Source organism: Capnocytophaga catalasegens (assembly GCF_026005215.1).
Taxonomy (GTDB): domain Bacteria; phylum Bacteroidota; class Bacteroidia; order Flavobacteriales; family Flavobacteriaceae; genus Capnocytophaga; species Capnocytophaga catalasegens.
Genome location: NZ_BPMA01000014.1, coordinates 127,027 through 139,958, shown reverse-complemented (window position 1 = coordinate 139,958; position 12,932 = coordinate 127,027). Strand labels below are relative to the sequence as shown.

The following is a 12,932-nucleotide window of genomic DNA, read 5'->3' as shown; positions in this document are numbered from 1 at the left end:
ACAATCTGCTTCTGTACCGAAATGTGCCATGAAACTGAAAATATTCATAACTATTGATTTTGAGGCAAATATACAAAATTATTTTTAATTACGGATATACATATATTTTTTTAATAAAATAGAAGTAATGAGATAATAATTTCCTAAAAATTTGAATATTCAAAATAAAAATAGTATATTTGCAATCGTTTTAATATACACATTATTTTATAGATTTATGAGTGAAGAACTTAATCAAAGTCAGCAGTATTCCGCTGATAATATTCAGTCTTTGGAAGGAATGGAGCATGTACGTATGCGTCCGTCAATGTATATTGGCGATGTAGGCACACGCGGATTACATCACTTAGTATATGAGGTGTTGGACAACTCCATTGATGAAGCACTTGCAGGTTATTGTGATACAATTTCAGTATTTATTAACGAAGATAATTCGATTACTGTTGAAGATAACGGACGTGGTATTCCTGTGGATATTCACAAAAAAGAAGGCGTCTCTGCCCTCGAAGTAGTAATGACCAAAATTGGAGCAGGAGGGAAGTTTGACAAGGGTTCTTATAAAGTTTCAGGAGGTTTGCACGGAGTAGGTGTTTCGTGTGTCAATGCCTTGTCTATACACCTGAAAGCTACCGTTTATCGTGATGGGAAAATATGGGAACAGGAATATTCGCGTGGGAAAAAATTATTCGATGTTAAACAAGTAGGTACAACCGATAAGCGCGGAACCAGAGTAACATTCAAACCCGATAGCGAAATTTTCCAATTGATTTTAGAGTATAATTATGATACCTTAGCGGCTCGTATTCGCGAATTGGCTTATCTTAATAAAGGAATAACGATTACATTGACCGATTATCGTCAAAAAGATGATAAAGGCGAATTTATTACTGAAAAATTTTATTCACAGAATGGATTGGTCGAATTTATCAAATATCTGGACGGAAATCGCCAACCTATCATTGCCGATGTTATCTCAATGGAAGGTGAAAAGAATGAAATTCCCGTAGAAGTGGCAATGATTTATAATGATTCATATAACGAAAATTTACATTCGTATGTGAATAATATCAATACACACGAAGGAGGAACGCATTTGGCAGGTTTTCGAATGGGGCTTACTCGTACTTTGAAAAAATATGCTGACGAATCGGGTCTTTTAGAAAAATACAGCAAAGATAAGAAAAATCCGCTCGAAATTTCAGGTGATGATTTTCGTGAAGGATTGACGGCTATTATTTCCGTAAAAGTTGCTGAACCACAGTTCGAAGGGCAAACCAAGACCAAATTGGGTAACCGAGAAGTTACAGCAGCAGTTTCGCAAGCGGTTTCTGATATGCTCGAAGCCTATTTGGAAGAACACCCCAATGATGCTAAAATAATTGTTGAAAAGGTAATTTTGGCAGCACAAGCGCGATTGGCCGCTCGAAAAGCACGTGAAGCTGTACAACGCAAAACAGTAATGAGTGGTAGTGGGCTTCCAGGTAAATTGGCTGATTGTCAAGACCGAAATCCTGAAAATTGCGAACTATTTCTTGTTGAGGGAGATTCCGCAGGTGGAACAGCAAAACAAGGGCGAAATCAAAAATTTCAGGCCATTTTACCATTACGAGGAAAAATTCTCAATGTAGAAAAAGCAATGAGACACAAAGTGTTTGAAAGTGATGAAATTAAAAATATTTTTACAGCACTTGGGGTAACTATTGGTACAGAAGAAGATTCCAAAGCATTAAACCTTACCAAATTACGTTATCACAAAGTAATTATTATGTGCGATGCTGATGTAGATGGTTCACACATAGCTACACTTATTTTAACATTTTTCTTCCGATATATGCGCGAGCTTATTGAAGAAGGACACGTATATATTGCTACGCCACCACTTTATTTGCTAAAACAAAATAAAAAAGAACAATATGCGTGGTCTGATGAAGAACGTGACAGACTTACTGCTGAATTTTATGAAAAATCAACAGCCAAAGTAACTATACAACGCTATAAAGGTTTAGGTGAAATGAATGCTGACCAACTTGCCGATACTACTATGGACCCTGCATTCCGTACGTTACGACAAGTAACTATTGAAAATGGTAGTGAAGCCGACCGCATTTTCTCAATGCTAATGGGTGATGATGTACCACCGCGCCGTGAATTTATTGAGAAAAATGCAAAATATGCAAATATAGATGCGTAAAAATTAAAGATTTCTTTTCATAAGGATAAAATTTTTTTTTAGAAAAACCTCGCCATAAAAAAAGCGAGGTTTTTTTGTAAAAATCAATTATGGTTGTATTTTTTCAAGTCCATTAGCTGTCATTTTGGCAACTCCATTTCTGCTGATATTTATCCAAGTATTGGTTCTCTCTTCCAGTACGGAGAGTTCTTCACTCGGACTTGTAATGTTCATTCCCTGAGGAAGATACACAAATACTTTCACACGTTGGTCTCTAATTTTAGGATTTTTGCCCAGAGAAAATTTCGCTGGCATAGTAACACTTGCTCCTTCTATTCTCAAATCATATTTTATTTGTGTAGCTCTTTCTTTGGCATCGGTAAGGTTTCTTCCTCTCGAATGTTTTTGTAACAAAATATAAGGTTCTTTTTCAGAAGTTTCCCTTACAATAAAGCGTTCTTCTCCTTTTTTTATAATTTCTCCCTCATCTTTCAAAAAAAGATTATCAAAATCCATAATCGAATATTCGTAAATGTTTCCAGAAGGAGTTTCTTGATAAGATAACGAAATTATATCCGCCTGAGTATCAATATAAATTTTTTCTTCAACGTAATTATCCGTTTGGAAATTTTTTAGTATATTGGTAATTACGAAAAAATTTCCCATTACCCCTAAGAAGAAACATAGGACATTGAGCAAAACCCATGCTCGTGGAGTTCGGTAGCCATCTTTGGATAATAACTTGAATACCAATATTGTAACGATTGATATAGGAAGGAAGAATAACGAAAAAATAGACAAATAAGCCAACCATAAATATCCATCATTACTGACAAGATATGGAAGGTAGTCCGATGCGGCAAGGGCTGAAACTCCTATTCCCCAACCAGCAATTCCTACACCAAACAAGGATAAAATCAAACTAATTAGTATGATAGCCAAAATAAAAGTAACAAATCCGACTAATAAATAGAAAATTCCTTTGAAAATCGCTCTTATAAAGACCCAACAACCTTTTTGTATTGAAGTTCCTTGTGAGCTTTCGTTTTTTATTGACAAGTCAGAAACATTGGTATTAGTCTCTGAGTTATCATTCTGAAAATCAGTAGTATTACCTGCTTGAAGGTTATTTTTTTGTACTAATTTTTTCTCAGGAAGAACTATGTAAAGAATAAAATACAAAACGAATAATATTCCTGAAATACGCCCGTTTAATATTGGAATTATTCCTAGAATTGCCAATATGAATACAATTCTAATAATAGAAGCATCTGCAGAAAAATATTCTGATAAGCCACTAAGTACTCCCAAGAACATTTTCTTCTGAGTATTTTTATACAATTTTTTACTGGTTGATACACTTTCATTTTTGAATGATGACAATGTATCAATATTCACTGATTTTCCTTGCATTTCAAGCTTTTCGGCAGAAGTTTTAGCCGCAGGGACAACCGCCCAAAAAACAATATACAAAACAAACCAAGTACCACTTGCCAAAGGCATAAATGATTTGAAAGTATCAACAAATATCAAAGAAGAAGGTACTGACAAAAATAACAAAATATAAATTATTCTCACCCAAGTAACATCAACATTTATGTAATAAGAAAATCCTGAGAGTACGCCTGCAAGTTTCTTCCCGTCTATATCGCGATAGAGTTTTCGATTTTTCAGCAGGTTATTCATTCGACCCAAAGTACTTGTATCTGATTTAGAAGTAGTTGCATCGTTGGTTTGGTCATCATCAATGGTATATTGTTCGGGAGTTCCTAAGACTTCTATTAAGTAACTAATATCTTGGCTTTCAATAACTTCTCTTCCTTTCATTTGATTTTTGAGAAGTTCCGCCATACGTTGTTCTATATCATATATAATCTCCTCAGTATCAGGAGTATCGCCTAAGAATTTGCGAACATTATTCAAGTATTGAGACAATTCTTGATAGGCTTTCTCTTCAATCACAAAAGAAAAACCGCCCAAACTGATATTGTGTGCTTTGTCCATAATTTTAGATAATTTTGTTAATAGTTTCTTGTAATTCGTTCCAACTTTTTACAACTTCTTGCAAAAATAATTCACCATTTTCCGTCAAGACGTAATATTTACGAGGAGGTCCTGAGGTTGATTCTTTCCACGTGTAACTCAGTAGTTTAGCATTTTTAAGCCGCGTAAGCAACGGGTATAATGTCCCTTCAACGACAATCATATCTGCTTGTTTGAGTGCTTCAATAATGTCAGATACATAAGCCTCTTTATTTCTACGAATTATGGAAAGAATACACATTTCCAAAATGCCTTTACGCATTTGAGTTTTCATTTTTTCTGTGTTTATCGTCTCCATGATTATTCTATAATTTGATAAGGCAAAGATATAAATAAAATAAATACTATGCAATACAAAGTACCTATTTTTTTGTTTTTTTTATAAAATACTGATTTTTAACGATATAAATAAAAATAAATAAAAAAAATCTATACAAATAAATACTATTATAGCTAAAAATGATTATTTTTGCAAAAAAATTATTTATTATGAATCACAAGTCGGGATTTGTTAATATTATAGGTAATCCAAATGTTGGCAAATCGACACTAATGAATGTTTTGGTGGGTGAAAAATTATCTATCATAACCTCAAAAGCTCAGACTACACGGCATCGCATTTTTGGAATTGTTAGTGGAGATGATTTTCAAATTGTTTTTTCGGATACACCTGGTATTATCAAACCTTTATACGAGTTGCAAACCTCTATGATGGATTTTGTAAAAAATGCCTTTGAAGATGCTGATATATTGCTATATATGGTCGAAATAGGAGAAAAACAACTCAAAGACGAAGATTTTTTCAAAAAAATAAATACCTCAAAAATACCTGTATTATTGCTACTTAACAAAATTGATAAAACCACGCAAGAAGAATTGGAAATACAAATTGCTTATTGGCAAGAACAGGTGCCACATGCTGAAATTTTCCCAATATCGGCACTTAACAATTTTAATATTTCGAATGTTTTTGATAGAATTTTGGAGCTTTTACCTGAGAGTCCTGCATTTTTTCCAAAAGACCAACTTACAGACAAACCAGAACGTTTTTTTGTGAATGAAACCATTCGAGAAAAAATATTATTAAACTATCAAAAAGAAATTCCTTATGCAGTTGAGGTAGAAACAGAAACATTTGCCGAAAGTGAAAAAATTATTCACATACGTAGTGTTATAATGGTTGAACGCGATACTCAAAAAGGAATTATTATTGGACATAAAGGAGAAGCTCTCAAACGTGTAGGTATGCAAGCTCGTACTGACTTGGAAAAGTTTTTCGGTAAGCAAATTCACTTAGAAATTTATGTAAAAGTTAATAAAAATTGGAGAAGTAATTCACAACAACTTCGGCGATTTGGATACTTAAATAAATAATTTAAATATTTTAATGTATATTGTTGATAATAAATATGATACAGAAATTTTTAATTAGTCGTTTCAAAAGTATAGGTTACGCTTTAAAAGGTTTTTTTATCCTAATTCGTACCGAAGAAGCTATTATTTCACACTTACTTATCGGGTTATTATTTGTAGGATTGGGGTTTTATTTTGATATAACAACAACCGAATGGTTATTTCAATTAGTTGTATTTGCTATTGTTTTGATAACAGAAGGATTGAACACTGCTGTCGAAAAAATTTGCGATTTTGTACATCCAGATTTTAATTCTCACATAGGCGAAATAAAAGATGTATCGGCAGGAGCAGTTACTTTTGCTTCATTCTTTGGAATGATAATTCTTTTGATAATTTATTTCCCATACATACAAGAATTATTTAATTAAATAATATAAACTATTATATTTGTTATATAGCTAAAAATGAGGATATTAGTACTTAATTATTTTATGTAAAGATTTAATTTTTTCTGAAAATGGAAAATTCTCTTTTTCAATGGACTCGAACACAGCGCAATGGAGTACTTGGACTTATTATATTGGTTGTTTTGGGACAATTTTTGTATTTTTGGATTGATTTTTTACCCAATACAAATTCTTCATTCCAACAAATGGTTGATTTTCAAAAAAAAATAGATTCAATCAAACAAAATGCAGAAAAAAATCAAAAAATATATCCTTTTAATCCTAATAATTTGACCGATTATAAAGCCTATCAATTGGGGATTTCAGCTGAGGAATTAGCTCGTATGGAGGCATTTCGTAAAAAAGGGAAATTTGTAAATTCTGCACAAGAATTTCAGCAAGTAACACAAATATCAGATTCGCTTTTAGAAAAAATTTCGCCTTATTTTAAATTTCCCGAATGGGTAAATCAGAAAAAACAATTTTCGCAAGATAAATTTATAAATTATTCAAAACCAGGAACTAATAATCTATCTAAAATAGATATCAATGTCGCTACTATTGATGATTTAAAGAAAATAAATGGAATAGGAGAGAAACTATCTGAACGAATTATAAAATATCGCGAACGTTTGCAAGGATTTTCGTTCAAAGAACAAATAGATGAGGTTTATGGCTTAGAAAAAGAGGTCATAGCAAGAATTTGGGAACAATTTGACATAAAAACACTTCCTCAAATTGTTAAAATAGATGTTAATATGGCAAATAAAAGAGAACTTATAACCATTCCTTATATTTCTTACAAAGAAGCCGAAGACATTATTCTGTTACGCTCCAATGTCGGATTTATCAAGGATTTAGATGAGTTATTGCAGATAAAATCTTTTGATGAAGCCAAAATTAAAAAAATTAGACTATATTTGTACGCTCAAAATTGAAACATAAAATATAATGAATTTTAGTTATTCGGAAGAACAAAAAATGATAGCACAAGCAGCAAAAGATTTTGCAAATCAATATATACGCCCATATGTTATGGAATGGGACGAAGCGCAAACTTTTCCTGTAGAAGTCTTTGCTAAGGCGGGAGAACTTGGCTTTATGGGAGTTTTAGTACCTGAAACTTACGGAGGTTCTGGGCTTGGCTATCACGAATATATTGCAATTATCGAAGAAATTTCAAAAGTAGATCCTTCCATAGGACTTTCAATAGCTGCACATAACTCGCTATGTGTCAATCATATACTTTCTTTTGGGAATGAAAAACAAAAACAAAAATGGTTACCAAAGTTAGCATCGGGTGAGTGGATAGGAGCGTGGGGGCTTACCGAACACAATACAGGCTCTGATGCAGGAGGAATGAATACAACTGCGGTCAAAGATGGTGATTATTGGATACTTAATGGAGCTAAAAACTTTATAACTCACGCTATCAGTGGAGATATAGCCGTAGTGGTGGCTCGTACAGGCAAAAAAGGGGATAAACACGGAATGACAGCTTTCGTTATTGAAAAAGGAACAGAAGGCTTTTCAAGTGGAAAGAAAGAAAATAAACTTGGTATGCGTGCCAGTGAGACCGCAGAACTTATTTTTCAAGATTGTAAAATACACGATTCCAATAGGTTAGGAGAGCTAGGTGAAGGATTTATTCAAGCGATGAAAATTTTAGATGGTGGGCGTATATCCATTGGTGCTTTGTCTCTAGGAATAGCCAAAGGGGCTTATAATGCTTCGGTCAAATATGCCAATGAACGTATTCAATTCGGTAAAAAACTAATTGAATTTCAAGCAATTGGTTTTAAAATAGCCGATATGGCTACCGAAATAGAAGCTTCTGAACTTTTACTTCACAAGGCCGCTTATCTCATAAATAAAAAAGAACGCGTAACCCAACTAAGTGCTATGGCCAAAATGTACGCTTCGGAAGTCTGCGTAAAAGTTTCAACTGAAGCGGTTCAAATACACGGAGGATATGGCTATACCAAAGATTTCCCTGTGGAAAAATTCTTCCGCGATTCCAAACTTTGTACCATTGGAGAAGGAACTACTGAGATACAAAAGTTGGTTATTTGTAGAAATATAGAAAAGCAAAAATAATGAAGTTCTTTGTTTGCCAAATTGTATTTTTAATCCCAATTAAATAATATTTTATGAGTGCGATAGTAGCCATAGTAGGACGTCCCAATGTTGGGAAATCAACCTTTTTTAATCGACTTATTCAGCGAAGAGAAGCCATTGTTGATGCTATAAGCGGTGTTACTCGAGACCGTCATTATGGAAAAACCGATTGGAACGGACAAGAATTTTCCGTAATTGATACGGGGGGATATGTTGTAGGTAGCGAAGACATTTTTGAACAAGAAATTGACAAACAAGTAGAATTGGCTATTGAAGAAGCCGATGTTATTTTGTTTATGGTCGATGTAGAAACAGGTGTTTTGGGTATGGACCAGGCGGTTGCTCACTTGCTCAGACGCTCAGGAAAGCCTGTTTTGTTGGTTGTTAATAAAGTAGATAGTTCAAAACGTATGCTTGACGTTACGGAATTTTATGCTTTGGGGTTTGAAGAAATTTTCCCCATTTCGGGAATAAACGGAAGTGGTTCGGGCGAATTGTTAGATGCATTGGTCAAAGTACTTCCCAAGCGAGATACTATACAAGAAGATACATTGCCCCGATTTGCCGTAGTAGGACGTCCCAATGCAGGAAAATCATCGTTTATCAATGCTTTGATAGGCGAAAACAGATATATTGTAACCGATATAGCAGGAACCACGCGCGATGCGATTGATACCAAGTATAATCGTTTTGGTTTTGAATTTAATTTGGTTGATACGGCCGGAATTCGCCGAAAGGCAAAGGTTAAAGAAGATTTAGAATTTTATTCGGTTATGCGTTCGGTTCGAGCTATTGAAAACGCTGATGTTTGTATCTTGATGATTGATGCAACACGTGGCTTTGAAGGACAAGATTCTAATATTTTTTGGCTGATAGAACGCAATCGAAAAGGAATTGTTATTTTGGTAAATAAATGGGATTTGGTAGAAAAAGAAACCAATACAGCCAAGCAGTTTGAAGCCAAAATTCGTAAAGAAATAGCTCCTTTTACCAATGTGCCTATTATTTTTATTTCTGCATTGAATAAACAACGTATTTATAAGGCTATTGAGCAAGCTGTTCAAGTGTATAATAATCGTTCCAAACGTATTAAAACATCTGAACTGAATGATTTTATGCTTCCGATTATTGAAGCAACACCTCCGCCCGCTGTAAAAGGAAAGTATATCAAAATAAAATATTGTATGCAGCTTCCCACAGCACTTCCTCAATTTGTGTTTTTTGCCAATTTACCTCAATATATTAAAGATCCTTACAAGCGTTTTATAGAGAATAAACTTCGTCAACAATTTGATTTTGAAGGTGTTCCTATTGATATTTATTTCCGTCAGAAGTAATAATATTTTGTGCAAACCAAACTATCAATGAAGATAAATCGTTACATAAGCTTTGGATTTTTAATTAGTTTGTTTGTAATAGGATATTTTGTTTTTAAATATTTGCAAAAAGAAAACGTATATACATCTGTGGAAAAAATCAATTATACACAAGAATATGTAGGCTCTTCTTCTTGTAAAGAATGTCATCAAGTTGAATATGACCAATGGAAGCAATCAGATCACTACCAAGCAATGCAAGAAGCTGATTCGATTTCAGTATTAGGCAATTTTGACAATGTAACTTATACTGCTGATGGTGTTACATCTCATTTTTTCAAAAAAAATGGAAAATATTACATCAATACGCAGGGCGATGACAGAAAAAATAGAGATTTTCAGGTACTTTACACCTTCGGATACTATCCTTTACAACAATATTTGACCGCTTTTGAAGGCGGACGATTACAAGTTTTCAGACAAAGTTGGGATAGTCAAAAAAAACGTTGGTTTCATCAGTATAAAAATCAAATAATCCCACATAATGATTGGCTTCATTGGACAGGCAATGCTCAAAATTGGAACATGATGTGTAGTACTTGCCATAGTACTAATTTGCAAAAAAACTACAATCCACATACCGATATATACCAGACTTCATATAGCGAACAAACTATAGGTTGTGAGAGTTGTCACGGAGCAGGAGCCAAACATATTTCTTACATAAAAAGTGCTGATTATCAGCAAGGTGTATCTTTAGATTTATTTATAAAGGCACAGAAATCGGAAGAACAAAATGCTTCATTACAAACTTGTTTTCCTTGTCATTCCCGTAGAGGTGAACTAAGTGCTGAAAAAATAGCTTCCGCAGAAATATTGGACAATTATATTTATGAAATACCTGCCAAAGATTTATATTTCCCTGACGGACAAGCTCTTGACGAGGTGTATAAATATTCATCTTTTCTGCAAAGCAAAATGTATCTCAATGGTGTGAAATGTATCGACTGTCACAATCCGCATAGTGGCAAATTGAAATTAGAAAAAGACAAAGTTTGTATGCAATGCCATACGCCCAATTATGCTTCGTCAAACCATACATTTCATCTTGAAAATACAGAGGCTTCCGATTGTCGTAGTTGTCATATGCCAACGCGCGTTTATATGGGAAATGATGTGCGACATGACCATAATTTTGCAGTTCCCAGACCCGATTTGTCTGAAAAATACAATGTTCCTAATGCTTGTAATCAATGTCATACCGATAAGTCAGCCCAATGGGCGCGCCAGGCTATCGAAAAGTGGTATGGCAAGGATAGAAAACCACACTTTGCCGAAGATTTGATACTGGGAAGTTACCGCAATGAGAAAAGCCTTTCGCATTTGTCCAAACTGTTATCCGATAAAAATACGCCTGCTATTATCCGTGCTACAGCAGTTCATTATCTGGCGGACATTCCCACACAAGATAGTTTTCGTCTGATAGAAAAAGAATTGCAAAGTACCGATGCACAAACACGCTATCGCGCATTACTTTCTTTGATGAACTTTCCCATTAGTTCGATACAAAATAAAATAATTCCTCTACTAAAAGATGATGTACGTGCCGTACGGATAGCTACTGCCAATTTGTTACTTACTCAATTAGGAAAAAAACAAGCTGAGCAACTTTCAGATTTTGAAAAAGCACGAAAAGAACTTGAAACATTTGTTTTATTTCAATCTGATTTTGCAACGGGAAGCGCCATTGCAGGTGATTATTATGTGAAAATGGAAAATATTCCGCAAGCTATTTTTTTCTACAAGCGAGCTTTGAAAAAAGACGCAAAACTTACGTATGTACGGCTCAATGTTGCCACACTATACAACCAAATAGGTGCTAATGACAGGGCTTTGGAAGTATTACAACAAGCGCTTACTTACCAGGCAAACAATGCGCAAGTACATTATTATTTGGCTTTGTTATATAATGAATTAAACCAACTTTCGATAGCTAAAAATCATTTTGAAAAAGCCAAAAAATGCGGAATGAATACTGAATCACTACAACGTAATTATCTTCTTTTGTTAGAAAAAATGAGAGAATAAAATTTTCAGATGTAATGATAAAACTACATACAAAAATTCTACTCATAGTGAGTGGAGTTTTTTGTAGAATAGCGTTTAAAAAAGTAAAGCTACCCGAAGTTTTCAGATAGCTTTTGGTTCTTATAGTGTAAGAAACTATGATGCCCAAGCGGGTTCTCCTGCTTCATTTACAAAACTTAGAGCGATGGCATCTGCTCCATCTTGGTCATCTTTTTCATCTTGACGCCAAGTGTGAGCCGATTTTATAAGCCTATAAATGCCTCTACCACCTTCGTACTCTGTACCATAACTTGTTTCATAGCCATTTCTATTTAGAAAGTCAGCCAACTCTTTTGCTGACATTTTTAAGTTATTTTCATTTAAAAATAACGCTAATTTGTAAACTAATTCTTTATTACTCATTTACGCCGTTTTTTTCATTAAAAATTAAATGATTTAAGGTTTACGTTCTGTTAGGTTGCTTCGTCACTTCGAGTGATTTGTGTAACGAAGTGGAGCAAATTGTATCGAGAAGTGTTGTGTTTTTTGTTCTCGATACTAATTTTATCTCCGTTATTACTCCGATTAAAATTGACTCGAACTTGGCGTATTCCATTTAATGTTCAATGTTGTAGGGGGACCCGGACAAAGTGAATTGGTGGAGCAATTACATACGCCCCTACGTGGTTCGTGTCAGACTGATACAATGTTTTACACCTCCGTTGAGTTTCTCAGCGTGGTTAGGGTATGTTCCTAACGTAGTTTCGATATGTTTTTTATGCCGCTGTTGGGGTTTTTAACGTGATTCGGATATATTCTAAACCTACTTTGGGTACGTTTTGAACGTATTTCCACTATGTTTTTTATGCCTCTGTTGAGGGTTCTGACGGAGTTGCGTTTGTCTCGTCTGTCGATTTGGTTTTGTTTGAAAAATGCTTTTTCAAATCTTGAAATACCGAAGTTGCCCCTGCTTCATTTTGTGATGCCAAAAATTTCACATAATTATAGCACGCTAGTGAAGCATTATAATTGTCGAAATCGAGCAACGTTTTAGTGTCAGTGAGCATTTGCACAATACGAGCCATACGTTTAAGAGGTACATCAACCGCTTGACGAGCATTATAATCACGGTCAAATTCGGCTTTATCAAGCGTTGGCGGAATGAGTTTTGGGTCGCTATCCATATAGGTTTTACACTTATCAACCCATACTTTGTTGCGATCAGCAATACTTCCATATTGCTTTCGTTCATCGGGCGAGAGGTTAAAGGTTTTACCTTTCAATACAGCCTCAATTTCTGCAAGGCTATCGCTAATTTTCTTCAATTCTTCAGAAGAAAAAGTTACGGAAATTAAATTGTCTAATGCCATAAAAAAAATATTTAGTGATTAGGTTTTAGGAGTTAGGAGTTAGCGT

General features: G+C 34.3%; 11 protein-coding genes. 7 read left to right on the top strand and 4 right to left on the bottom strand.

Annotated elements, in window-relative coordinates; all coding sequences use genetic code 11:
* Window positions 1-217: 217 nt before the first annotated feature.
* A complete protein-coding gene (gene gyrB / locus OO775_RS04275) occupies window positions 218-2,191 on the top strand; it encodes a DNA topoisomerase (ATP-hydrolyzing) subunit B (RefSeq protein ID WP_264845778.1) in 1,974 nt (657 codons plus the stop codon).
* Between the two features lie 87 nt (window positions 2,192-2,278).
* On the opposite strand, the gene OO775_RS04270 is transcribed toward gyrB, so the two are convergent.
* A complete protein-coding gene (locus tag OO775_RS04270) occupies window positions 2,279-4,174 on the bottom strand; it encodes a PspC domain-containing protein (protein ID WP_264845777.1) in 1,896 nt (631 codons plus the stop codon).
* A 4-nt stretch (window positions 4,175-4,178) separates the two neighbouring features.
* Window positions 4,179-4,511: a PadR family transcriptional regulator gene (locus OO775_RS04265; protein WP_264845776.1), complete on the bottom strand. Its 333-nt coding sequence runs from the start codon at window positions 4,509-4,511 to the stop codon at window positions 4,179-4,181.
* A 191-nt stretch (window positions 4,512-4,702) separates the two neighbouring features.
* On the opposite strand from OO775_RS04265, the gene era reads away from it, so the two are divergent.
* The 6 genes from era (at window position 4,703) to OO775_RS04235 (ending at window position 11,537) form a co-directional block, all read left to right on the top strand.
* Window positions 4,703-5,587 (top strand): GTPase Era, encoded by an 885-nt coding sequence (gene era / locus OO775_RS04260; RefSeq protein ID WP_264845775.1) that lies wholly within the window; start codon window positions 4,703-4,705, stop codon window positions 5,585-5,587.
* A 35-nt stretch (window positions 5,588-5,622) separates the two neighbouring features.
* The gene (locus tag OO775_RS04255; RefSeq protein ID WP_264845774.1) at window positions 5,623-5,997 is read left to right on the top strand and encodes a diacylglycerol kinase; all 375 of its coding nucleotides are present in this window, start codon (window positions 5,623-5,625) and stop codon (window positions 5,995-5,997) included.
* An 89-nt stretch (window positions 5,998-6,086) separates the two neighbouring features.
* Window positions 6,087-6,953, top strand: a complete 867-nt coding sequence (locus tag OO775_RS04250; protein ID WP_264845773.1) for a ComEA family DNA-binding protein — start codon at window positions 6,087-6,089, stop codon at window positions 6,951-6,953.
* Between the two features lie 13 nt (window positions 6,954-6,966).
* Window positions 6,967-8,112: an acyl-CoA dehydrogenase family protein gene (locus tag OO775_RS04245; RefSeq protein ID WP_264845772.1), complete on the top strand. Its 1,146-nt coding sequence runs from the start codon at window positions 6,967-6,969 to the stop codon at window positions 8,110-8,112.
* Window positions 8,113-8,165: 53 nt separating this feature from the next.
* On the top strand, window positions 8,166-9,470 hold the full coding sequence (der, locus tag OO775_RS04240; protein WP_264845771.1) for a ribosome biogenesis GTPase Der: 1,305 nt from the start codon (window positions 8,166-8,168) through the stop codon (window positions 9,468-9,470).
* 27 nt (window positions 9,471-9,497) lie between these two features.
* A complete protein-coding gene (locus tag OO775_RS04235; RefSeq protein ID WP_264845770.1) occupies window positions 9,498-11,537 on the top strand; it encodes a multiheme c-type cytochrome in 2,040 nt (679 codons plus the stop codon).
* A gap of 135 nt (window positions 11,538-11,672) precedes the next feature.
* Here the strand turns inward: OO775_RS04235 and OO775_RS04230 are convergent, their stop codons facing one another.
* Window positions 11,673-11,879 (bottom strand): hypothetical protein, encoded by a 207-nt coding sequence (locus OO775_RS04230; RefSeq protein ID WP_264845769.1) that lies wholly within the window; start codon window positions 11,877-11,879, stop codon window positions 11,673-11,675.
* Window positions 11,880-12,379: 500 nt separating this feature from the next.
* A complete protein-coding gene (locus tag OO775_RS04225; RefSeq protein WP_264845768.1) occupies window positions 12,380-12,886 on the bottom strand; it encodes a hypothetical protein in 507 nt (168 codons plus the stop codon).
* Window positions 12,887-12,932: the final 46 nt, after the last annotated feature.

Coding starts and splice junctions, on each gene's coding strand:
- OO775_RS04255 (WP_264845774.1), top strand. CDS start 5,623: ATGATACAGAAATTTTTAATTAGTCGTTTCAAAAGTATAGGTTACGCT.
- OO775_RS04270 (WP_264845777.1), bottom strand. CDS start 4,174: ATGGACAAAGCACACAATATCAGTTTGGGCGGTTTTTCTTTTGTGATT.
- OO775_RS04225 (WP_264845768.1), bottom strand. CDS start 12,886: ATGGCATTAGACAATTTAATTTCCGTAACTTTTTCTTCTGAAGAATTG.
- der (WP_264845771.1), top strand. CDS start 8,166: ATGAGTGCGATAGTAGCCATAGTAGGACGTCCCAATGTTGGGAAATCA.
- era (WP_264845775.1), top strand. CDS start 4,703: ATGAATCACAAGTCGGGATTTGTTAATATTATAGGTAATCCAAATGTT.
- OO775_RS04265 (WP_264845776.1), bottom strand. CDS start 4,511: ATGGAGACGATAAACACAGAAAAAATGAAAACTCAAATGCGTAAAGGC.
- OO775_RS04245 (WP_264845772.1), top strand. CDS start 6,967: ATGAATTTTAGTTATTCGGAAGAACAAAAAATGATAGCACAAGCAGCA.
- OO775_RS04235 (WP_264845770.1), top strand. CDS start 9,498: ATGAAGATAAATCGTTACATAAGCTTTGGATTTTTAATTAGTTTGTTT.
- OO775_RS04230 (WP_264845769.1), bottom strand. CDS start 11,879: ATGTCAGCAAAAGAGTTGGCTGACTTTCTAAATAGAAATGGCTATGAA.
- gyrB (WP_264845778.1), top strand. CDS start 218: ATGAGTGAAGAACTTAATCAAAGTCAGCAGTATTCCGCTGATAATATT.
- OO775_RS04250 (WP_264845773.1), top strand. CDS start 6,087: ATGGAAAATTCTCTTTTTCAATGGACTCGAACACAGCGCAATGGAGTA.